The following is a 22,092-nucleotide window of genomic DNA, read 5'->3' as shown; positions in this document are numbered from 1 at the left end:
CGCACCCACCCCGGACAGCTCGGATACGACCTGTCCGGACTGTCCGGCACCGACGAAAGCGAGGGCAAGTGAAGCGTCCCGCAGCGTTGAAGCTGTCCGAAGTGCTTGAGGAGATCGGCATCTCGCGCGCCGCGTTCTACCGCATGCGCGCTCGCGGCGAGGCGCCCGCGATCACCCCTCTGCCCAACGGTCACCTTCGAATCCACCGGGCCGACCTCGACGCCTGGTGGGCCGGCCTCAAGCAGTCCGCCTGATCTGCCACCGCCGGGGCGTGGCCACCTGCCACGCCCCGGCGCCATTCTCGGGGAGAACACCGCATGCCCACCCCTTCGTTCGACGTCCGGATCTGGGCCGTCCGCAACCGCAACGGGCGCAAGACTGCCGAGGTCCGGTGGCGGGTCGGCGCCGAAGAGTTCGGGTCGACGCACGCCAACAAGACCATGGCCGACGGACGTCGCGCAGACCTCATCGCCGCCATCAACCGCGGTGAGCCGTTCGACGCCGAATCCGGGCTGCCCATGTCCGAGGTCCGCGCCATCGAAGCCGCGCGTACCGAAGTCACTTGGTACGCCCACGCTCGCGACTTCATCGAGATGAAGTGGCCGCGAAGCTCCGCCAAGAGACGCATGTGCCTTGTCGTCGGCCTGTCGACGGCGACGGTTGCCCTGACCGCCAAGGACGCCCGTGCGCCCGAACCTAAGCAGCTCTATCAGGTGCTCTACCTGTGGGGGTTCAACGTGCACCGATGGAAGCAGGAGCCGCCCGCAGAAGCCCGCGAAATGCTCGCGTGGATCGAGGCCAACTCACTGCCGGTCCGCAGTCTCGAAAGGGCCGAATCCGTGCGGGCGGTGCTCGGCGCCATGTCGGTGCGGTTGGACGGCAAGCGCGCCGCCGCGTCCACGTTCATCAACAAGCGGGCGGTCTTCCGGACTGCGGTCGGCTACGCGATCGAGAAAGAGCGCCTGGACCGCAACCCGCTCGACAAGGTCTCGTGGGAACGGGACGACGACGACAACCAGGTTGAACCGGCCTGTGTGGTCAACCCCACTCAGGCGCACGCCCTCTTGGCGCGGGTCTACGCACAGGGCAAGCGAGGCAGGCACTTGGCCGCGTTCTTCGGCTGTATCTACTTCGCGGGCATGCGATGCGCCGAGGTCGTCAAGCTCCGCACCGACCAATGCACCCTGCCCAAGCGCGGATGGGGCGAGTTGCGTCCCTGCAAGTCCGGTCCGCGCGTCGGCACCGCGTGGACCGACAGCGGTGACGCGCACGACGACCGCGGGCTGAAGTCTCGTGCCCGGTCGGCGTCGCGCTCGATCCCGATCCCGCCGGAACTCGTTGCCATGCTCCGGTGGCACGTCTACCGCTACGGCACGGCGCCCGACGGCCGGCTGTTCCGCAGCGCGGTCGGTGGCCTTGTCCAGGACAAGGCGTACCGCCTGGAGTGGGCCAAGGCCCGGGAGCAGGTGTTGACGCCCGCACAGGTCGCCTCACCGCTCGCGAAACGGCCGTACGACCTGCGGCACGCGTGCGTGTCCCTGTGGCTCAACTCCGGCGTCGCACCGACCGAAGTCGCCCGGCGGGCCGGGCAGAGCGTCGACGTGCTGCTGAAGGTCTACGCCAAGTGCATCGACGGCACGGTGAAGCAGGACAACGACCGGATCTCGGCGACCTTGAAGGCGTGGAAGACGCCGAAGTCCTGACGCGGCCCGCGCATGGCCCGCAAGCGCTGGTCAGCACGCGAATCAGGGTGAGACAGAGCGAGACAAGCCAGGCTTTTGCGGCATCTCGGATCCGAGGCTGTCGACCCGAGTGAAATCGCAGGTCACACCAGGTTTCCCGAGGTCAGGAGTGCGCCTCCCGTCCTCGGGAAATCCGGACAAAAGAAGAGACCCGCTCTCCTCGCCGAAGAGCGGGTCCCTATTCGCGGTCTCCGCAGGTCGAACCCTCATACGACCTGCTCGTTCGTGGGCCGAACCCTCATACGGCCCACCATCCGCGGTCCGTGCCCCTGGCGCACCTCAGGGCAGAGCGCGCCAGGGGACGATTTATTACCCGCGCAGCCCCGAGGCTTCGCGAGCGAGCTTTTCCACCCGCGCCCAGTCGCGCGAGGCGACCGCGTCCGCGGGAAGCATCCAGGACCCGCCGACGCACGCCACGTTCGGCAGCGCCAGGTAGGTCGGGGCCGAGGCCGGGGTGATTCCGCCCGTCGGGCAGAACCGCACATCCGGCACCGGCGAGGCCAGCGACTTCAGGTACGGCGCGCCGCCCGAGGCCTCGGCCGGGAAGAACTTCATCTCCCGGACCCCGAGTTCGCGCAGCCGCAGTACCTCGGACACCGTCGACGTCCCGGGCAGGAAGGACAGCCCGGTGTCCACCAGCGCCCCGTACAGCGTCTCGGTGCAGCCCGGCGTGACCAGGAAGCGCGCGCCGGCCTCGGCCGCCGCCTTCGCCTGATCCGGCGTCAGGACCGTACCGGCGCCCACGAACGCGCCCTCGACCTCGGCCGCGATCCGCTCGATCGCGCCGAGCGCGGCCGGCGTGCGCAGGGTGACCTCGACGGCGGGCAGTCCACCCGCCACCAGCGCGCGCGCCAGCGGGACGGCCGACTCCACGTCGTCCACGATCACCACCGGGATCACCGGGGCCAGGTCCAGAGCGGACGTGCTCACGCCGCCACCTCCACGAGTCGAGTGCTGCGCGCGTCCAGCCACGCGGACGCGCCGCGCAGTGCCGGATGCGGGGCCACCACGAGTGCGGTGGAGATGCGGTGCAGGTACGGCGCCATCGTCGGGTTGGTCTCGAAGCCCATCCGGAACTCGCTCTTGAGCAGCACGTCGATGATCCGGGGCAGGATGCCGCCGGCCAGGAAGACGCCGCCGCGAGCGCCCATGGTCAGGGCCACCCCACCGGCGAACGTGCCGAGCAGTCGGCAGAACGTCTCCACCGTCGCGACACACACCTCGTCGCTGCCGTCCAGCGCGCGCGAGGAGATGTCCGCCGGGCTGAGCGCCTCGGCCGGGACTCCGCGCACCGCGGCCGTGCAGCGGTGCAGGCGACACAGTCCGGGGCCGGACAGCACGTGCTCGGCGGTCACCGTGCCCAGGCCGCCGCGCTCGTCGCGCAGCACCTCCAGGGCCGCGGCGTCCGGACCGTGCGCCGGACGGAGCAGGACGTGTCCGCCCTCGCCCGGCAGCGGCACCCAGCCGCCGCCCGGGATCGGTACCAGACCGGCCACGCCGAGTCCGGTACCGGGGCCGAGCACCGCCATCGGCAGCGTCGGGTCGGGCAGTCGGTCGCCGACCACGATCAGGTCGTCGCCCGCGAGGTGCGGCAACGACAGTGCCAGCGCCTCGAAGTCGTTGATCAGGTGCAGATCCGGGACGCCCAGCTTGACCCGGGTCTCCGCGATGGACAGCACCCACGCGCCGTTGGTCAGCCGGAACCGGTCGCCGTGTACGGGGCCCGCGACCGCCGCGCAGATCGCGCTCGGCCGGGCCGCGCCGGAGCGGTCCAGGTAGTCCTCGATCGCGGCGGCCAGGTCCACGTGGTCCTCGCTCCGCAGCCCGAGCACGTGTTCGGGCCGGCCGCCCGGCTCGGAGACCACGGCGAAGCGCGCGTTGGTGCCGCCGATGTCGGCGACCAGCCACGGGCTGTCGGGGGTCGGCTGTGCCACGGTGCCACTCACGCTGTTCCTCCTGCAAAAGTCCCAGCGTCGAAACTTGCGGCCGCGACCGCGCCGAACACGCCTGCGCCCAGGTCGGCCGGGCCGACCCCGGCGCGCAGCGCGGTGAACAGTTCACGTCCCGTACCGACCCACTCGGCGTCGGTCGGGGCCGCGCCGGCGACCTCGCGCACGCTCAGGTCGGCCTCCGTCGTCAGCGTCCCCGCGACCGCGTCCACCGTCACGATGTCGCCGTCGCGGATCCTGCCGATCGGGCCACCGGCCGCCGCCTCGGGCGTGCAGTGGATCGCCGCCGGGATCTTGCCGGACGCGCCGGAGAGCCGGCCGTCGGTGACCAGTGCCACGTGGTGGCCCCGGTCCTGCAGGACGCCGAGCGCGGGGATCAGCTTGTGCAGCTCGGGCATGCCGTTCGCGCGCGGGCCCTGGTAGCGCAGCACCGCGATCAGGTCGTGGTCGAGCTCGTTGTTCTCGAACGCGGCGAGGAACTCGGCCTGTCCGTCGAACACCCGCGCGGGCGCGGTCACCACGTGGTGCGACGGGTCGACCGCGGACACCTTGATCACCGCGCGACCGAGATCGCCGTGCAACATCCGCAGCCCGCCGTCGGGCGCGAACGGCTTGTCGTACGGCCGCAGCACCTCCAGGTCCAGGCTCTCGGTCGGGCCGTCCACCCAGACGATCGAGCCGTCCTCGGTGAGCTGCGGCTCGCGCCGGTACCGGTTCAGCCCGTCGCCCGCGACGGTGCGCACGTCCTCGTTGAGCAGCCCGCCGTCGAGCAGCGTGCCGATCAGGAACGCGGTGCCGCCCGCGGCGTGGAAGTGGTTGATGTCCGCCGGACCGTTCGGGTACATCCGGGTCAGCAGCGGGACCACGGTGGACAGCTCGGCGAAGTCGTCCCAGGTCAGCGTGATCCCGGCGGCGGCGGCCATCGCGACCAGGTGCAGCGTGTGGTTGGTGGAGCCGCCGGTGGCCAGCAGCGCGACGACCGAGTTCACCCAGGCCTTCTCGTCGAGCACCTCGCCGATCGGCGTGTACTCGCGGACCAGCGACGTCGGGTCGCCGAGCGAGGTGGTGGCCGCGACCCGGCGGCCCGCCTCGTCGGTCAGCGCCTTGCGCAGCGGCTGGTCGGGGTGCACGAAGCTGGCGCCCGGCAGGTGCAGACCGAGCACCTCCATCACGAGCTGGTTCGTGTTGGCGGTGCCGTAGAAGGTGCAGGTCCCGATGCCGTGGTAGGCGCCGGCCTCGGCGTCGAGCAGTTCCTCGCGGGAGACCTTGCCCTCGGCGAAGCGCTGCCGGACCCGGGCCTTCTCCTTGTTGGGCAGGCCGGAGGACATCGGACCGGCCGGCACGAAGATGGTCGGCAGGTGCCCGAAGGACAGCGCGCCGATCACCAGGCCGGGGACGATCTTGTCGCACACGCCGAGCATCAGCGCGCCGTCGAACATGTCGTGCGCGAGCGCCACCGCCGCCGCCATCGCGACCACGTCGCGGCTGAACAGGGAGAGCTCCATGCCCGCGCGGCCCTGGGTGATCCCGTCGCACATGGCGGGTACGCCGCCCGCGAACTGGGCCACGCCGCCCGCCTCGGCCACCGCGGCCTTGAGCTGCTCGGGGTAGGTGCGCAGCGGCTGGTGCGCGGAGAGCATGTCGTTGTACGAGGAGACGATCGCGACGTTCGGCTTGACCGGGCCCTGGGGGCCGGTGCCGCGCAGCCCGAGCTTCTCGCTGGGCGAGCAGGCGGCGAAGCCGTGGGCGAAGTTCGCGCAACCGAGCTGACCGCGTGCGGGGGCCTCGGAGGCCGCCGCCCGGATCCGCTCCAGGTAAGCCGTACGAGTGGCGGCACTGCGGCGCGCGATGCGCTCCGTCACTGCGGCCACCGTCGGGTGGATCCTCTGCTCGCTCACGATCTTCGTGCCCCTGCTGTCGGCGGCTGCTCTGCCGGTTCGGGTACCAAACTAGGGGTACTTTTGCCTCTTGGCAAGCAAAAGAGTGACGCTCGGGTGTCGAAGTAGTGAACTTAGGGCTTTGACCGAGGGAAAGCTGCCCTGGTTCACTGGATGGCATGGCCCGACGCGCGAACCCCATTCCGCACAGCAGTGCAGGCGAGGTGCTTCGCCTTGTGCGTGAAGGGGATGCCGAGACCCGGGCGGACGTCGCCCGGCTGACCGGGCTGTCCCGATCCGCGGTGGCGGCCCGGATCGACGAACTGGTCGACGCGGGCCTGCTCGCCGAGCGCGCCGACGGCGTGTCCACCGGCGGCCGACCGCCGATCCGCCTCGAACTCAACCCCGACGGCGGCTTGGTGCTCGCCGCGTCGCTCGGCAGCAGCCGAGGTCAGTTGGCGGTCTGCGACCTGACCGGCCGGGTGTTGGCCAGCCGGGAGACCCAGATGGCCGCGCAGGGCGGACCGGACGCGGTGCTCACCGGACTCCCGGACTGGATCGACACGATGCTGGCGGAGGAGGGCTTCGACCCGGCGCGTGTGCGCGGAGTCGGGGTGGCCGTTCCCGGGCCGGTCGAGCTGGACACCGGGCGCGCGGCCGGCGCGCCGACGCTGCCCGGTTGGGACGGGGTGGCGATAGCCCCCACGCTGCAACGCCGGTTGCCGGTACCGGTGTACGTGGACAACGACGTGAACGTGATGGCGCTCGGCGAGTACCGGGCCCGGGCCGACGCCGGCGATCTGGTGTTCGTCAAGGCGTCCACCGGTATCGGCGCGGGCATAGTCGCCGACGGAAAGGTGTACCGCGGCGCACTCGGCGCGGCGGGCGAGATCGGGCACATCCCGGTCGCCGGCGGCACCGGCGTGCGGTGTTGGTGCGGCAATGTGGACTGCCTCGAAGTGCTGGCCAGCGGACGGCACTTGATCGAGACGCTGGCCGCGCACGGGGCACGGTTCCCGGACGGTCGCGAGGTCTCCAGCGTGCGGGACGTGGTGGCCTTGGCGGCGGCCGGTCAGCCCGAGGCGGTCCGGCTCGTGCGCGAGTCGGGTCGCATGCTCGGCGAGGTGCTGGCGAGCGTGGTCAACGTGCTCAACCCGGCGGTCGTGGTGCTGGGCGGCGACCTGGCCGACGCGGGTGATCCGCTGCTCGCGGGCGTGCGCGAGGTCGTCTACAAGCGGTCCACCGCCGTGGCCACGCGCGAGCTGCGGATCGTGCCGAGCGTGCTGGGTGAGGCTGCGGGTCTGACCGGCTGCGCCTTCATGGCCCTGGATCAGATCCTCTCGCCCGACTCGGTGGACGCCACGCTCGCGCGGCTCGCGGGCCAGCGGTCGTTGCCGAGCGTCAACCGGGCGCTTCCGGCCTGAAGCCGGGCTCGGAGCCGGGCCTGAATCCGGCCCGAAGCCCGGCGGGATCCCGGCCGGAAGCCCGTTCCGAAGCCGGGCCTGTAGCGCGATTTCTCGAAGCCGGGCTCGCAGCCCAATCCAAAGCCGGGCCCGAAACCCGCCCCGGATGCCGGCCCGAGCCATTCGGGCCCTCTTCGTGCCCTCCACCACCCCCGGACCGGCCGCGTGCCGCGCCCACCCGGCCGCTTCCGCATGCCCGAAAGAGGATCCTCCGCGCGGGGAATGTTGAGAGGGCAACTATCGTTGAGGCGAGCAAGACCCGGGAAAGCCGGGACCGCACTCGTCCTCGAGGAGCAGGCCATGCCCGCCGTCACCGTTTCCAACCCGCTGGCCCTGCCGCGTCTGCCGGAACCCGGTCTCGACGCGCGGCCGCGTCCCGTACTCGCCGTCACCACCGCGCCGAGCGGTGTCGAGGGTGAGGGTTTCCCGGTGCGCCGCGCCCTCGCGGGGGTCAACCAGACCTACCTCGACCCGTTCATCATGATGGATCAAATGGGCGAGGTGGACTACGCGCCGGGTGAGCCCAAGGGCACCCCGTGGCACCCGCACCGCGGCTTCGAGACGGTCACCTATCTGATCGACGGCGAGTTCGTACACCAGGACTCGGCGGGCGGCGGCGGTGTGATCACCGACGGCGACACGCAGTGGATGACGGCCGGCTCCGGTCTGCTGCACATCGAGGCGCCGCCGGAGGCGCTGGTGGCCAGTGGCGGTCTGTTCCACGGCATCCAGTTGTGGGTGAACCTGCCGTCCGCGCAGAAGATGACCGATCCGCGCTACCAGGACATCCGCGCGGGCGACGTCAAGCTGCTCGCGTCGGACGACGGCGGCGCGCTGGTCCGGCTGATCGCCGGCTCCGTCGGCGGCTTCGACGGTCCCGGCATCACCCACACCCCGATCACGTTGCTGCATGCCTCGGTCAATCCGGGCGCACGACTTTCGCTGCCCTGGAACAAGGACTACAACGCGCTGGTGTACGTACTCGCGGGTTCCGGCACCGTCGGCACCGATCGGCGACCGATCGAAACCGGCCGGCTCGCGGTGTTCGGTGCCGGGGACACGATCGACCTCCAGGCCGACACCCGGCAGGATTCGAACAAGCCCAACCTCGAGGTGATCGTCCTGGGCGGGCAGCCGATCGGCGAGGAAGTCGCCTGGTATGGCCCGTTCGTGATGAACACGCACGCCGAACTGGCTCAGGCGTTCGACGACTTCAAGGCCGGTCGGATGGGACGGATCCCGGCGGAGCGGATCTGACGGCAGATCAACAGTGGCCGAAGATCATCGGCAGGGCATCTGACGGTTCGTCAGAGCCCTTAGAGTGCAAGGGAATGCCTCGAAGGGGCGAGCGCTGGGCTACGCAACGCAGCCGAGCGGTCGCCCCTTGACGCTGTCCCGCCCACTGGCCACACTGAACAAGGTCAAATGGAACGTACCGGTTTGCCGCGCTATGAGCGCGGCCTGCGGAAAGAGGAGTGGAGCCGTCACCTCACCACCGTGAGCTCCGCCGCCGGGTCGAAGTGGCCCCGGTCGACGGGCGCGATGCGACACCGGACGAGAGGAGTCCGCGTATGTCCTGGCCCTCCCGGGTGGCACACGGCATCGGCGACGGTGACCGACGGCCGCCCCACGCTTCATATTTCGCCGATTCACCGACCGGTTCTCCGACGTTCGGTGTGGTCGTGACCGGTGTACCGCCGACGGGTGCCTCGGTGATCGACGCACGGCTCGGTACGACCGAGCCCTGGGGGCCGTGATGGCCGGCGACTGGCGCAAGAAGTTCGTCGAGAGCACGGTCAAGACCCGTACCTCGTCCTCGAATTGGATCGCGCTCAAGATCGTTCACTCGAACGTGCTGACCATGCTCATCCTGGGCACCGCCGCGGTGTTCGCGGTGGTGCTGCACCTCAAGGGGCGCGCGCGCGACGGTGAGTTCTTCGCGATCGGGATAGCCGCGCCGTGGATACTGGCGGCATACCGGCACAGCCGCGCCTGCAAGCCGTGCCCACGTCAGTCGGGAGGGGGATAACAGGCGATGAGTGCGTACGAGCCGCCACCACCCCCCGAGGCACGCGGACTTCGACTCGGTGACCTGGTCCGTCGCCGTCATCTCGCCGACCCCGACGACGAGGAACCGGCATTCCCGCCCCCTCGTGAAGAACGCGTGAGCGAGCCCGGACGCGGCTCCTCGCGCGGCACCCGCGCGCCGCGCCAGGACGACGAGCCGTCCTGGCGGCGGGACTTGCGGGAGCGTCGGAAGCACGAGCGGGACGCGGCCGAGGCCCGGCGTACGACCGAGCGCGCGAGCGGTTCGGGCGCGCGCCCCGGGCGAGCCGACGAGCGCCGCGCCGATGCCGCCCGAAGCGCCGACGCGCAACGGTCCGAGCGCGGCCCCGGGGCCGCCGACCCTCCCACGCGCCCCACGGTGCGGCACGTGATGAAGCCTCGCGACCCGGGCCGACACAACGCCCCCGCGACCCCCGTCGAAAGCGCGCGCAAGCTGCCGTGGCGCAAGCCCGCGAAGGCGACCGGCTCGGGAGCAGGCGCGGCCGGGGCCGGCGCCGCGGCCGACGCCGCGAGCACCTCCGCCGGCGCCTCCGGCCTGGCCAGGTTCGTCCGCAAGGGCCCCGCGGCCGGCGCCGGAGACGACTCCACCGGACCGGCCGATTCCGGTACACAGGGTGGGAGTTCGGGCATACCCAAGGTGCCGGCGCCGTTCGCGGGCGGTACCGACGGGAGTACCGGGTCCAGCTTCGGTCCGTTCACCGGGACCGACCTGGCCATGCTGATTCCCGCCGGATTCGCCGCCTATTACGGTGCGGGGCTCCTCGTGAGCTGCTCGTCCGAGGCAGGCTTCATGGCGGCCTTTTGCCTGTGGCTCATGATGGGCTTCTGGATCGTGATCGTCAGCGCGAAATGGCCGTTGATGCGGCTCATGCGCTGGGCCTGGGTGCTCGCCGGTCTGATGGCCGGCGCATCCATCCCCATCGGTGGCGGGTGACGGTGCGTGCGACGTGAGTAGCTTACGAACCGTCATATCACGGGTACGCCAAGGCAAACAGGGACCGGCGGACGACCGCAGGACCGGAGGGGAATCATGCACATGTCGCTGAGCGCCGTGGCCGCTGCCGCGCCCGACTCCATCGTCGAGCTCCAAATGGCGGTGACCACCGAGACGAGCAGCGTCGGTCGCGGGGTGACCGTCGGTGTCCCGATCCTGATCATCTTCATTCTCTTCTACCTGGTCACCCACAAGAACTACAAGATCGGCGGCCTGATACTGGCCTTCGTGGCCGGTGTGATGTTGTCCGGAACCCAGGTGGCGTCCTCGCTCTCCGAGTTGGTCGACCACTTCGTCACGGCCGGCGTCAACGCGGTCAGCGACGTGTTCAGCTGAGCCTGGGCCGTGCGGGTCGGGGGCGTGGGTCGAGTCGGGCCGGGCCGGCCCGACTCGGGTCGAGCAGGCCGGAGCCGAAGGGGGACGGGCCGAAACGGGCCCGTCCCACGGCCCGGTCCCGAACCCGCACGGGTGGTGGGTGACCTGCGGCGTGCCACCGTCGTCCCGGTGGTAGTCCCCAGGACATGAGCGACCCCCTGCACGTGATGACCTTCAATCTGCGCGGCCCGGAGAACCCGACGCCGAACTCGTGGCGGGAACGCCGCCCGCTCGTGCTGGAGCTGATCCGCCGCGAGCGTCCGCACGTGCTCGGCACCCAGGAGGGGCGCTGGCATCAACTCCGGCCGCTGGCACGCGAACTGCGGGCTCGGTACGACTGGATCGGCCTCGGTCGCGAGGGCGGCAGCCGGTCCGAGTTCTGCGCGGTCTTCTACGACGTCGAGCGACTGGAACCGCTGGCCTTCGACCACGTGTGGCTGTCCGCGTTCCCGCGCCTGATCGGATCGCGCACGTGGGGCAATTGGCGCCATCCCCGGATGATGACCTGGATTCGCTTCCGGGATCTGGCCACCGACACCGAGTTCGGCTTCGTGAACACGCACTGGGACCACGTCTCGGCCAACGCGCGACGCAGGAGCGCGCACGCGACGCGGGCCCTGTTGGCCCGCCGGTTCGCCGGGGAACCGGCCGTCGTGGTGGGCGACTTCAACGTCGGCGCGGCCAGTGCTCCGCACGCCGTTTTGACCGCCGGTGGTCTGCTGCGCGACACCGGTGCGGCCGACGCGACCCGGACGTACAACAACTGGGAACCGCCCGTGGACGGCGAGCGCATCGACTGGATCCTGGCCACCGCCGACTTCGACGTCGTCGACGCGCGCACGCTGACCTGGACTCGGGACGGCCGCTGCCCGTCCGACCACTGGCCGGTCCAGGCCCGGCTGAGCCTGCGGGCGCCGGCCTCGTGAGCCGGCCTCGAGCGCCCCGGTGGGCCTCCCCTGGCTCGCGCCGCGCAAGATCCGCCGATCGGACGGCCTCCCGGGCCTGGACGATCGACGGGTAGCGGGCGGTGGAGGCGAACATCGAGGGGGACGAGGGCTCGCTGTCGGTGTACGGGGAGATCCCGCTGGAATACGGGCTGCGCTGTCGCAGGTGCGGCCCGAGTGGGCGGAATGGGCGGCCGAGCAGGTGGCTCGGACGGAGTGACCGGCCGGGTGCGGCGGGCGCGTGGGGTGCTGCCGCGATACGCACGAACGGCGCGGGCGGATCCGGTGTCCCGGGTCGGCCCGCGCCGTACGTGTCTCGGATGGGCGCTCGGTCGTTCGTTCGTGTTCGCGGCCGCTCGGCCGGCTCGTGTTCGGCCGAGCGGCCGCAGGGTCAGCGGAACTCGTGCACGACTTCGATCGGTCCCACGATGTGCCGATTGAACTCGGTCAACTCCTCGGCGGGGACCCACAGTTCCAGGATGGTTCGGCCACCCGCCTGCCGTACCGGGTAGCGGATCACGAACTCGGTCTCGATCCGAAAGCGGGTCACGTAGCCGACCCCGGAGGCCGGTACGTTCCAGTCGCGCGCGATCTTGATCGCGTAGTCCTCGTTCAGCACCGGATAGAAGATCGGCTGGTCGGGCAGCCTGGCCGGCCACGCGGTCCAGCCGGACTCGCGCACGAGCTCCAGTTCGGCCGGTCCGGTCGGCCGCCAGAGCGTCGTGGTGGGGATGGCGTTCATGGCCACATGGTGCGTCCGCGGGTGGTCCGGGTGAAAGCGGATTTCGCAGGTGGGGGCGGTCGCCGGCCCGCGGTCCGGGGGGTGCCCGCGGGTGGCGGGCCGATCGCCGGCCCCGGGTGCCGCGGGGGAGTGACTTCCGCCTCGCTTCGCTCGGATCTGACGCACCGTCATAGAAGTTGGCGGCGTGCGCTGCTACTTTCCGCGGCATGGAACACCGCATCGACCCCGAATTGCTCGCGGTCCTCCCGTACCTGCCGATCGTGGACATCTCCGACCCGGTCGCCTTCCGCGCGGCGCAGCGGGCCCGGACCCAGCCGGTGCAGCGCCCGGACGGCCTGCTGGTCGAGGACCGGATCGTGGCCGGGGACGTCCCGGTGCGGATCTACACGCCGAAGGAGGCGGCCGAGGCAGCCGGTCCGGACGGCTCGCTCGGCGTGCTGCTGTGGTTCCACGGCGGCGGCTTCGTGTTCGGCGACATCGACAGCTCGGACGGCAGCTGTGTGGCGACCGCGCTCGAGGTCGGCTGCGTCGTGGTGAGCGTCGAGTATCGGCTCGCGCCCGAGTACCCGTTCCCGGCCGGCTTCGAGGACGCGTGGGCGGCGCTGCGGTGGGTGGCCGAGCACGCGGCCTCGTTCGGCGGCGACCCGGCGCGGATCGCGGTGGGCGGGGTCAGCGCCGGCGGTGGTCTGGCCGCCGCGCTGGCGCTGCGGGCCCGGGACGAGGGTGGGCCGGCGCTGATTCACCAGGTGTTGGACACCGCCGTCCTGGACGACCGCCTGGACACGCCGTCGATGCTCGAGTTCGAGTCGGCGCCGCTGTGGGACCGCCGTCAGGCGGCGCTGAGCTGGCGGTACTACCTGGCGGGCGCCGAGCCCACCGCCTACGCGGCCCCGGCTCGGGCCGAGGACGTGGCGAACCTGCCGCCGGCGTACATCACCGCCAACGAACTCGACCCGCTGCGCGACGAGGCGATCGAGTACGCGGGCCGGCTGATCCGCGCGGGCGTCCGGGTGGAACTGCACCACCGGCCCGGTACCTTCCACGGCTCCAACGCGATCCCGACCGCCGACGTCTCGCGCCGTGCGATGGCGGACATCCGCCGCGCGCTGCGGACCGCTTTCGAGGTCGCGTAGCGGTGCCGGCCTCGGCCTAGGCTGGGGGCGTCGTTGTTCGGGCTGCGGAAGGTGTTGTCGTGATCGTCGCGTTCTCGGTGTCCCCGCTCGGTGTCGGTGAAGACGTCGGGGAGGCGGTCGCGGAAGCCGTCAAGGTGGTGCGGGCCAGCGGCCTGCCGAACCGGACCGACGCGATGTTCACCTCGATCGAGGGCGAGTGGGACGAGGTGATGGCCGTGGTGAAGGCGGCCGTCGAGGCGGTCAAGGCGCACTCGAACCGGGTCAGCCTGGTGCTCAAGGCGGACATTCGCGAAGGCGTCGTCGACGGGCTGACGGCGAAGGTCGAGACGATCGAGCGGTACCTGGCGTAGAGGTCGCGGCCCACCGGGCGCGGTCTCGCACCGTCGTGGCCACGGATCGGCGAGCCGACCTCGTGGCCACGATCGCGGTTGTCCCGGTCGACGGCGTCAGATGGCCAGCACGTTGGCGGCGCTCGGGCCCTTCTGGCCGTCCTGTACCTCGAACTCGACCGCCTGGCCCTCGGCGAGTGTCTTGAAGCCGTTGCCCTGGATCGCGCTGAAGTGCACGAAGACGTCCTTACTGCCGTCCTCCGGGCTGATGAAGCCGAACCCCTTGGCTTCGTTGAACCACTTCACGCTCCCCTTGATCCTGGCCATCCGGTCGCCTCTCCCCAACTCCGAAGTACCGCGTGGTACGCGCGCCTCGAGCCTGCCCAACCCGATGGGCACCGGAAACCAGGAACCCGGTCGGCCGGGCCGTGTCGGGCAGGCTGTAACGGATCGACGGGCCCATCCCATTCCCCTGGTGACGTCGACGAACGGGGGCATCGGATGGCAGGCGCGAGCGACGCGAGCTTCCAGGAGTTCGCCGCCACGCACAGCCGCAGGCTGTTCCGTACCGCGTGCCTGCTCACCTCGGGTGACTGGCACGGCGCCGAGGACCTGCTCCAGGAGACGCTGGGCAAGCTCTACCCGAGATGGCGCAAGGTCAGCCGGATGGACTGGCCGTTCGCCTACGCGCACACCACCCTGGTCCGCCTCTACATCGAACAGCAGCGCCGCAAGAGTTCCACCGAGCGCGCCACCGACTCGGTGCCCGAACACGCGGTCCGTCCGACGGGGGATCCCGAGCTGCGGCTCACCCTCCTGGACGGCCTGGCCGCACTCGCGCCGAAGGATCGGGCGGTGTTGGTCCTGCGCTACTGGGAGGACCGCTCCGTGGAGCAGACCGCCGACGCGCTGGACATGTCCGAGGGAGCGGTACGGGTGCGCGCGCATCGCGCCCTGGATCGGCTTCGGGCGTTGCTCGGCGATCAACTGGCGGGACTTGCCCTCGACCGGGCGTGAGGGGACCGACTTCGAGCGGTCGTCGCTCGTGCGTTCGTTGCGACCCTTCCACGCTTCCGCGCTTCGGGTGTCGAGGGACATATCCCACGTTCACCCCCAGGTTTTCCGCATCTTCGCTGAGCTCTCGTTACTCCTACCGAAAGGACCGGTGATCGCATCGTGGCCGCTGACCACCCGGGCTGGACCTCCCGGGGTCCGGATCGGCAAGTTCCCGACCCGGACCGCGACTTCGAGCGGGATCTACCCGGCGCGTTGAGCACCTTGGCCGACACGTTCCCGGAGCACGACCCCGGGGTGATCCCTCGGGGCCTGGCCCGTGGCAGGCAACTGCGTCGGGTCCGGCGCCTGCGGATCGGTGCCGCTGCGTGTGCGATGGCGGTTGCCGTGGTCGGCGGCGGGGTGGCGCTCGATCGGGGCCTCGCGGCCGACGGGTCGCCGGCCTCCCGCCGTACCCTCCCGGATACGGACCTGCCGACGGGGTGGCCGGTGACCGGGAACCAGATGATCTCCGTGCTCACGAGCCTGTTGCCGGCCAAGGGGGAGGTGAGCGACGCCCTCGGTACGGGGTCGCAGCTCACGCCCAAGGACCCGCCGATGATCGCCATGAACCCGACCGCGCAGCTCGTGTACCGCGACGGGACCGGTGCGACCGGCGTACGGGTCAAGCTGTCGCGCCCGGCACCGAACACCCCCGACGCCCGGCTCACCGACTGTGGCGCCGTCGACGGGCGCAAGCCCTACGACGAGTGCAAGACCACCAAGCGGCCGGACGGCTCGAAACTGACGGTGGCCAAGACGCACCTCGACGCGTGGGGGGAGGAGCGGCAAAAGCATTGGCGGGTCATCCTGGATCGACCCGACGGCGGCCGGATCGCGGCGGATGTCTACAGCGGAGGGGCCCGCGACCAGCACATCGGTTCGGACAAGGGCACCATCGGGATCAAGGAGGATCCGCGACTGTCGATCGCGGACCTCACCCGGATCGTGACGGACTCACATTGGGAGAAGGCCGTCACCGCGCTTCCCACACCGGACAAGCGCATGCTGGCGATCTTGGAGAGCGTGCTTCCCCCGGGGCTGAACATCACGACCAAGGGTGAGCCGGACTACGGCGCGTCGATGATCATCACGGACGTGCGAGGGGTGTCGGGCGTCAGCGCGAACGTGCGGATCACGGACGAGCCGCTGCAGTCCTGCGCCGGGATCTCGGACTGCCGAACCCGGACCCTGCCCGACGGCACCACGACCTTCGCCGCACGGCAGCCGGTGGGCAACGCGCCGCCCGAGTTCGTCCAATGGCGCGCGGGGGTGCGCTATCCGGACGGGCGCACGGTGTGGGTCGACGCGGGGAACAGCTCCAGCGGCCGAACGGTCATGACCTCCGCGGACGAGGACATCGAGGGGGCCCTGTTCGAACCCGAGCTCGGCCCACACAGGCCGTCCCGCGACGAACCGGTACTGACCCTCGACCAGCTCGAGGCGATGGCCGGCGACCCGCGCTGGACCCGGTAGTCCTGCGAAGTAGCCGCCGCCCGAAGTCCTCGGTGGTCCCGACGGGCCACCGAGGACTTCGGCACATTCGCGCCGGGACTCTGCTCGGGCCGCCGCTGGGACCGTCGGGGTCTTTTGCCCGCTCCGTCGTGAGCGTTGCCGGGAGTTCGTCGTGCGCGCGCGTTGTCGGGAGTCTCACCGTGCGCGTTGTCATCCAAGGCAGGCCGGGGACGCCGGTCGGGGATCGCGCCTCGAACGTGTCGCGTCCGCCCCCGATTTCCCGCCGGGTGGATTTCCCGACGCACATGAAATCCGTTGTACGGAGGGGTGGTCCGGGGATCTGCCCGGTTGCCGAGGTCAGCCCGTAAGTGCGGTTTTCCGTTGTGCGGACGCGGTGTTCTCTAGGACCCACTAGGCCGGCCGCCCCTTCGGGCGGCGGCTGGCCCTGGGTGGGGGAAGATCACTCGGGAGGGTGATTGACGGTAACCGCGTTGGCACTGTCTGCTGTTCCCCGTATCCAAAACGTAAGTCGGCCCCCGCTGGTGCTACCAACACCGATGCGAGGGCCTGACCACCGAACGAGGAACGAGGACCCTCGCCATGGCTGTATCCCAGCGTATCGATGCCCCCACCCCTGTCCAGGACCCTGTCGTCACCGTGTTGGCCCAATATGGCGGCCTTTCGGGGCGCGCGTTGGAGGCGGCCCTCCGCTACCACGTCATGCCTGCGGACACCCCGCTCACGGTCGACACCATCCGCGAACTCCTCGGCGTGGGCGCCCACATCGCCCGCCGCGTGCTTCGTGAACTCACCGAGGCCGGCATCGCGGTGGCCAAGCGGTTACGGGACTCGGCGACCGGGCGGATGCTCGGCCGCCTCACGGAGTGGTCCGGGCCGCGCACGTCCGGAGACGCTCCCGAGTCCACTGCCGCACCTACCGCATCCGACGCCACCACCACCGTCTCGGCCGTCGACGATCCCGCCGTGCGCGCGCTCGCGCTGCTCCGTTCCCTCGCCGATGTGGACGAGCGATTGGCCTTCAAGGAGCGGGAGTTGCGCACCCTCGTCCCGTTCCTGGTGGACCGTCTGGCCGGCGGCGACACCCACGTCGAAGCCGAGGTCTTTCGCGAACTCACCGAAGACCTACCGCCACCGGGCCGAGCGATCAAGACCGGTCTGCTGCACTACCGCCTCACCAAGGCTCCGAAGCAACCCGTGATCCCGTCCCAGGCGCGCCGCCCGCGCCTGGTCGAATGTGCCGACTGCGGCCGCCCCGGCCCCGACCTGATCCCCGGCGACCTCTGCCGGCACTGCCGCACCGGCACCGACCCCGCGCCACTCGACGGCGCGGCCCGGGCCAGACGACTCCTGCAACTCGCCGCCCACCCGCTCTGACCTTAGGCCGATCGGGGGAGTGGGAGTTGTTCCGGCTATTCTGGATGGGTAGCGTCCAGCATATGCAGATGAGCGAAGGCGTGGAGTGGGCGCTGCACAGTTGCCTCAACCTGGCATGGGCCGAGTCGGGTACGGCCGTCACGGCCACGAAACTGGCCGCCTTCTACGGCCTGCCCGCCGCGTACCTGAACAAGCAACTCCAGGCCCTCGCCCGCGCCGGCATCGTCACCTCGACCTCCGGCCCACGCGGCGGCTTCCGCCTCGCCCGCGCGCTCAAGGACATCACCCTGATGGACGTGGTGGTCGCGATCGAGGGCCCCGACCCCGCGTTCCGCTGCCAACAAATCCTGCACAACGGCCCCGACGCCGACCCCACCGCCGACTACCGCACCTCCTGCGCCATCGCCCAGGCCATGTCCCGAGCCGACCTCGCCTGGCGCCACGAACTGGCCGGCCAAACCCTCGCCGACCTCAGAACCACCGTCGAATCCCGCTCCCCGGAAACCCCGGAACTGACCCGAGCCCGCCTCGCCAAGAAGTAACCCCCGACGGCGGCGCCTCGGGCGCGGCGGCGATCCGGACGCGGTGCCCTGGGGGTGTGGAGCCCTGGGCGCGGTGCTCTGGGCGCGGTGCTCTGGGATGCGGGGGCTTGGGACGCGGCACGGCGGCCGAATGCGGCCCCGCACGCGGCGACCCGGCGGCAGCGCCCGGCCGCGGTGCCCTGCCACGTCCGAACCCCGGTCCACACGCAAACGTCACCCGGCGAACCCCGCCGGGCCGCCGGTCCTTCCACCACCGCGTCGTGGGCCGCGTCCGGCTTTCCTCCTGGCACCCGACCACGTCGACTCCGCGTCGGCGGCCCATCGATCGCGCCCGCGGCCGAGTTCGTCGCGCCGACCCGCAAGTTCCTGGACGACGACGAGGAAGTTGTCCCGTACCCGAGTGGCCCGAGCAGGATCCCAGACCGCGCCGATCCGCCAGGAAACCGCGTCCGACCTGCCGGTCGACCCACTACCGGCCCCACCACCGGTCCTACCTCCGGCCCCACCACCGGACCCTTCGGCGGACCTCCCGCCGGACCCGTTCTCGCGCCCACCGCCGGACCCGCTTTCCCATCCACTCTCGGACTCGATCGGCGTCACCGTGACGGTCGCCGACGCGATGCCGGCGGCGCCCGCCGGTACCAGGGCCGCACCCACCCCGGCCGCCACCAGGGCCAGCACCGTCTGCAGGTCGGAGGCCTCTTGTACCGGTTCCGGCCGGGCTCCGAACTCCTCCTCGAACCGCTCGATCTGCCGCACCAGCCCCGGCCCCTTGGCCCGTGTCAGCCGCACCACCGGCCGCCCGCGCAACCACGCGGCGACTCCCGCCGGATCCGTCGGCGGTGGATCCTGATCCCCGGGTGAGGCCACCGCCAGGGTGTCGACCAGTACGACGAGCCGCCCCAGGTCCTCCGGCGCCGGCAGCCGTACGAACCCCACGTCGAGGTCGCCCGCCCGTACCGCCTCGACCTGTGCGTTCGACGACATGTCCTCCAGCGTGATCTCGACCCCCGGAAAGCGCCGTCGAAAGGCCGCCACGGCCTGTGGCGCCAGATCGATCCCGGACAGGCCGAATCCGACCGCCAGACTCCCGGCCTCCCCGCGCTTGAACTGCGCGGCGCGGCGGCTCAACGCGTCGACGCGCCGCACCAGTTCCCGCGCTTCCGGCAACAGCGCCTGCCCGAGCCGGGTCGCCTCGGCCCCTCGCCGCCCACGCGTGAACAGCGCGCCGCCGACCTCCGCCTCCAGCGCCTGAATCTGCTTCGTCAACGCCGGCTGGGTGATCGACAACCGCCCCGCCGCAACCCCGAACCCACCACAGTCCGCCACCGCCACCAGCGCCCGCAGCAACCGCACGTCCATGGCCGAAGCCTAGATCGCGTTCCATTCCATCGGGTTATCGAAACGCACCGAACATTCATTGGACCGCAGCCGGTGTCCCCGACTGTGATGAGAGAACACAGAACGCAATCGAATCGAAAACCGAACCGAACCGAACCAAACCGAACCGAACCGGATCGCACCCAGTCGGACCGGACCCGGTCGGATCGCACCGAACCAGAAATCGGGAGTGATCGATGGAGCAAACCCTGCGGTGCGCGTCGGTACAGTTCGAGCCGCGCCCGGACGACAAGTCGTACAACCTCGCCCGCGTCGAACACTTCGTCCGCGAGGCCGCCGCCGACGGAGTCCGCCTGGTCGTACTGCCCGAGATGTGCCTGCTCGGCTACTGGCACCTGCGCCGACACACTCCCGAACGCCTGCGCGAACTCGCCGAGCCACTCTCCGGCCCGTCCGTCACACGGGTACGTCGGCTCGCGATGGACCTGGACACAGCGGCCGGCCTGGGCTTCCTCGAAATCGACGAGGCCGACGGCCGCCTCTACAACGCGTACGCCGTCTGCCTGCCCGACGGCCGAGTGCACTGCCACCGCAAGCTCCACGCCTTCGAACACGAGGCCATCTCCAGCGGCGACCGCTACACCGTCTTCGACACCCCGTGGGATATCCGCGTCGGCATCCTCATCTGCTGGGACAACAACCTCGTCGAGAACGTCCGCGCCACCGCGCTCCTCGGCGCCTCGATCCTGGTCGCCCCGCACCAAACCGGCGGCACCGCCTCACGCAGCCCACACTCGATGCGCCCGATCCCGATGGCCCTGTGGGAGGCCCGCCACCGCGACCCCGCCGCGATCGAGGCGGCCTTGCGCGGCGACAGCGGCCGCGCCTGGCTCCTGCGCTGGCTCCCGGCCCGCGCCCACGACAACGGCCTGGCCCTGATCTTCAGCAACGGCGTGGGCCGCGACGACGACGAGGTCCGCACCGGCAACGCGATGATCCTCGACCCCTACGGCCGAATCCTCACCGAGACCTGGTCGCCCGAAGACACCATGGTCACCGCCGACATCGACCTGTCCCTGATCCCGATGTCCACCGGCCGCCGCTGGCTCAAGGGCCGCCGCCCCGACCTCTACACCATCCTCACCCAGCACTTCGGTGACGAACGAGACCCCCGAACCGCCCGCTTCTCCACCACCCCACCCACCCTCAACCCCGCACCCGCGCCCTCATCCGCGCCCTCGCCCGCGCCCTCATCGGCACCCCGGCCCGCCCCGGACTCCTCGGCCGCACCCCACGCCCGCCACGAGCGGTAGACGCCGCCTGCCTCCACGAGTCAATGCCGTCGCGCCCACCACCCGGCACGCGCGCTCACGGACCGGTCAGCACAACCAACTTGCCCACGGTGTGGCCCATTTCCATGTCGGTATGAGCCTGCCGGATGTCGTCCATTCGATAGACGTGCGTCGGCCCCAGCGAAATCCGCCCCGCGGCGATCTCGTCCAGGTAGCGCTGCAACACCTCCTCCGGCAGATCACCGCTCTCGCCCCCATAGGCCGTCAACCGAACCCCCTTCGGCAGATACCCAATGGGATAGAAGTCGCGCACGAGCCACTCGTTGGACAACATCCCGGTGAAACACACCGTCCCGTGCACCCGCGTGGCGGCCAACGTGTCCGGCAACGTCGGCGTACCCACCAACTCCAGCGCCGCGTCCACCCCAGCCGGATACAAAGCCCGCACCGCGCCGGCCACATCCCCGTCATCGATCAGAACGTGGTCGACCCCCTGCGCCTTCAGCACATCCACGTTCCCGGCCTTGCGAGTGGTGGCCAAAACCGTCGCCCCAAGCCCCTTGGCCAACGCGGCGGCAGCCAACCCAACCGAGGAAGTCCCCCCGCGTACCAGCAGAGTCTGCCCGGCAGCCAAATCCAGCCCGGTCGTCAGCGACCCATAAGCCGTCTGCAACGTCTCCGGTACCGCTCCGACCACCTCCCACGGCAACTCCGACGAAAAGGGAATGACCTGCCCCACCGGCACCAACGTGTACTCCGCGTACCCACCGTCGTAGGTTCGCCCCATATTGCCCATCATCGTCACCACTTGCTGCCCGACCGCCGTCCCACACCCCGCATCGGCCGGATCAAGCGCGTCCACAACCCCCACAGCCTCGATCCCCGGCACCCGCGGAAAGCTGACCCCCTCCGCCAACCCCAGCCGCGTATGCAACTCCGACCGATTGAGCCCAAAGGCCCGAACCGCAACCCGAACCCACCCGGCCCGCACCTCCGGAACCGGCACGTCCCGAACCGCAAGATTCCCGACCGGCCCGGGCCCACTCAACACAACAGCCCGCATCATCCCGACCACCAACCCCTCCAACCCTCACCAAAACCGCCGCCCCCAACATCACCAACCCACCCACCACCGCCCAACGCCACACCGACCCCAACCCCAAACATCACGCCCGCACGCCCGCAGGCATCCGAGACCCGCCGAGATCTGCGTGCAGGACGTCGAACAAATGTCCGGCTTGACGTCTGGGCGGGTGCATCCGCAAAGTACAACGCGACCACCAACGCCCCTTCCTCCGAGGCGAGAACCCCCGGCCGACCCTGCCGCGAGGCGCCAAGTGCGTGACTGCTCAGAGCCCGAACAGCCCGAACCGGCTCCCGGCACCGTGGTACTCCCGAC

General features: G+C 70.7%; 22 protein-coding genes. 15 read left to right on the top strand and 7 right to left on the bottom strand.

Features of this window, described 5'->3' with window-relative positions:
- Window positions 1–68: 68 nt before the first annotated feature.
- Window positions 69–254 (top strand): helix-turn-helix transcriptional regulator, encoded by a 186-nt coding sequence (locus ACIRL2_RS49760; RefSeq protein ID WP_402242154.1) that lies wholly within the window; start codon window positions 69–71, stop codon window positions 252–254.
- A 63-nt stretch (window positions 255–317) separates the two neighbouring features.
- On the top strand, window positions 318–1,703 hold the full coding sequence (locus ACIRL2_RS49755) for a site-specific integrase (protein WP_402242151.1): 1,386 nt from the start codon (window positions 318–320) through the stop codon (window positions 1,701–1,703).
- Between the two features lie 348 nt (window positions 1,704–2,051).
- On the opposite strand, the gene eda is transcribed toward ACIRL2_RS49755, so the two are convergent.
- From eda to edd, 3 genes are read right to left on the bottom strand one after another with little or no spacing between them, the layout of a single operon-like run.
- Entirely contained in the window at window positions 2,052–2,672 is a 621-nt protein-coding gene (eda, locus tag ACIRL2_RS49750; protein ID WP_402242148.1) for a bifunctional 4-hydroxy-2-oxoglutarate aldolase/2-dehydro-3-deoxy-phosphogluconate aldolase, read from the bottom strand.
- A complete protein-coding gene (gene glk, locus ACIRL2_RS49745) occupies window positions 2,669–3,688 on the bottom strand; it encodes a glucokinase (protein ID WP_395867913.1) in 1,020 nt (339 codons plus the stop codon). Before glk ends, eda begins: the two co-directional genes overlap by 4 nt.
- Window positions 3,685–5,574, bottom strand: a complete 1,890-nt coding sequence (edd, locus tag ACIRL2_RS49740; RefSeq protein WP_395867982.1) for a phosphogluconate dehydratase — start codon at window positions 5,572–5,574, stop codon at window positions 3,685–3,687. The genes glk and edd overlap by 4 nt, the downstream gene beginning before the upstream one ends.
- A gap of 230 nt (window positions 5,575–5,804) precedes the next feature.
- On the opposite strand from edd, the gene ACIRL2_RS49735 reads away from it, so the two are divergent.
- The 6 genes from ACIRL2_RS49735 (at window position 5,805) to ACIRL2_RS49710 (ending at window position 11,393) form a co-directional block, all read left to right on the top strand.
- A complete protein-coding gene (locus ACIRL2_RS49735; protein ID WP_395867915.1) occupies window positions 5,805–6,992 on the top strand; it encodes an ROK family protein in 1,188 nt (395 codons plus the stop codon).
- A 339-nt stretch (window positions 6,993–7,331) separates the two neighbouring features.
- Window positions 7,332–8,288, top strand: a complete 957-nt coding sequence (locus ACIRL2_RS49730) for a pirin family protein (RefSeq protein ID WP_402242146.1) — start codon at window positions 7,332–7,334, stop codon at window positions 8,286–8,288.
- A gap of 499 nt (window positions 8,289–8,787) precedes the next feature.
- A complete protein-coding gene (locus ACIRL2_RS49725) occupies window positions 8,788–9,060 on the top strand; it encodes a hypothetical protein (protein ID WP_395867919.1) in 273 nt (90 codons plus the stop codon).
- Between the two features lie 6 nt (window positions 9,061–9,066).
- On the top strand, window positions 9,067–10,032 hold the full coding sequence (locus ACIRL2_RS49720; RefSeq protein WP_402242143.1) for a hypothetical protein: 966 nt from the start codon (window positions 9,067–9,069) through the stop codon (window positions 10,030–10,032).
- A 102-nt stretch (window positions 10,033–10,134) separates the two neighbouring features.
- Window positions 10,135–10,428 carry a hypothetical protein gene (locus ACIRL2_RS49715; RefSeq protein ID WP_395867923.1) on the top strand — a complete coding sequence of 98 codons (294 nt, stop codon included), beginning with the start codon at window positions 10,135–10,137 and terminating at the stop codon, window positions 10,426–10,428.
- A gap of 185 nt (window positions 10,429–10,613) precedes the next feature.
- On the top strand, window positions 10,614–11,393 hold the full coding sequence (locus tag ACIRL2_RS49710; RefSeq protein ID WP_395867925.1) for an endonuclease/exonuclease/phosphatase family protein: 780 nt from the start codon (window positions 10,614–10,616) through the stop codon (window positions 11,391–11,393).
- A 409-nt stretch (window positions 11,394–11,802) separates the two neighbouring features.
- On the opposite strand, the gene ACIRL2_RS49705 is transcribed toward ACIRL2_RS49710, so the two are convergent.
- Window positions 11,803–12,153 (bottom strand): hypothetical protein, encoded by a 351-nt coding sequence (locus ACIRL2_RS49705; protein ID WP_395867927.1) that lies wholly within the window; start codon window positions 12,151–12,153, stop codon window positions 11,803–11,805.
- A gap of 206 nt (window positions 12,154–12,359) precedes the next feature.
- On the opposite strand from ACIRL2_RS49705, the gene ACIRL2_RS49700 reads away from it, so the two are divergent.
- Both ACIRL2_RS49700 and ACIRL2_RS49695 read left to right on the top strand, forming a co-directional pair.
- Window positions 12,360–13,286: an alpha/beta hydrolase gene (locus ACIRL2_RS49700; RefSeq protein ID WP_402242140.1), complete on the top strand. Its 927-nt coding sequence runs from the start codon at window positions 12,360–12,362 to the stop codon at window positions 13,284–13,286.
- Between the two features lie 59 nt (window positions 13,287–13,345).
- Complete coding sequence (locus ACIRL2_RS49695) at window positions 13,346–13,636, top strand: MTH1187 family thiamine-binding protein (RefSeq protein ID WP_395867931.1); 291 nt, start codon at window positions 13,346–13,348, stop codon at window positions 13,634–13,636.
- A gap of 96 nt (window positions 13,637–13,732) precedes the next feature.
- Here the strand turns inward: ACIRL2_RS49695 and cspE are convergent, their stop codons facing one another.
- Window positions 13,733–13,942 carry a transcription antiterminator/RNA stability regulator CspE gene (gene cspE, locus ACIRL2_RS49690; RefSeq protein ID WP_395867933.1) on the bottom strand — a complete coding sequence of 70 codons (210 nt, stop codon included), beginning with the start codon at window positions 13,940–13,942 and terminating at the stop codon, window positions 13,733–13,735.
- Window positions 13,943–14,116: 174 nt separating this feature from the next.
- Here cspE and ACIRL2_RS49685 point away from each other — a divergent pair, with 174 nt between their 5' ends.
- The 4 genes from ACIRL2_RS49685 (at window position 14,117) to ACIRL2_RS49670 (ending at window position 18,060) form a co-directional block, all read left to right on the top strand.
- On the top strand, window positions 14,117–14,632 hold the full coding sequence (locus ACIRL2_RS49685) for a SigE family RNA polymerase sigma factor (RefSeq protein WP_402242137.1): 516 nt from the start codon (window positions 14,117–14,119) through the stop codon (window positions 14,630–14,632).
- 159 nt (window positions 14,633–14,791) lie between these two features.
- Window positions 14,792–16,144, top strand: a complete 1,353-nt coding sequence (locus ACIRL2_RS49680) for a hypothetical protein (RefSeq protein ID WP_402242135.1) — start codon at window positions 14,792–14,794, stop codon at window positions 16,142–16,144.
- A gap of 579 nt (window positions 16,145–16,723) precedes the next feature.
- Window positions 16,724–17,518, top strand: a complete 795-nt coding sequence (locus ACIRL2_RS49675; RefSeq protein ID WP_395867938.1) for a hypothetical protein — start codon at window positions 16,724–16,726, stop codon at window positions 17,516–17,518.
- A gap of 62 nt (window positions 17,519–17,580) precedes the next feature.
- Window positions 17,581–18,060: an RrF2 family transcriptional regulator gene (locus ACIRL2_RS49670; protein ID WP_395867940.1), complete on the top strand. Its 480-nt coding sequence runs from the start codon at window positions 17,581–17,583 to the stop codon at window positions 18,058–18,060.
- A gap of 213 nt (window positions 18,061–18,273) precedes the next feature.
- Here ACIRL2_RS49670 and ACIRL2_RS49665 read toward each other — a convergent pair whose 3' ends face one another.
- Window positions 18,274–19,422, bottom strand: coding sequence for a LysR family transcriptional regulator (locus ACIRL2_RS49665; protein ID WP_402242133.1), 1,149 nt, complete (start codon window positions 19,420–19,422; stop codon window positions 18,274–18,276).
- Between the two features lie 215 nt (window positions 19,423–19,637).
- Here ACIRL2_RS49665 and ACIRL2_RS49660 point away from each other — a divergent pair, with 215 nt between their 5' ends.
- Window positions 19,638–20,714: a nitrilase family protein gene (locus ACIRL2_RS49660; RefSeq protein ID WP_395867945.1), complete on the top strand. Its 1,077-nt coding sequence runs from the start codon at window positions 19,638–19,640 to the stop codon at window positions 20,712–20,714.
- A 55-nt stretch (window positions 20,715–20,769) separates the two neighbouring features.
- Here ACIRL2_RS49660 and ACIRL2_RS49655 read toward each other — a convergent pair whose 3' ends face one another.
- Window positions 20,770–21,756 (bottom strand): zinc-binding dehydrogenase, encoded by a 987-nt coding sequence (locus ACIRL2_RS49655; protein ID WP_402242156.1) that lies wholly within the window; start codon window positions 21,754–21,756, stop codon window positions 20,770–20,772.
- Window positions 21,757–22,092: the final 336 nt, after the last annotated feature.

Source organism: Embleya sp. NPDC127516 (assembly GCF_044765325.1).
In the GTDB taxonomy this organism is placed as follows: domain Bacteria; phylum Actinomycetota; class Actinomycetes; order Streptomycetales; family Streptomycetaceae; genus Embleya.
This window is presented reverse-complemented; position numbering and strand designations above follow the sequence as displayed.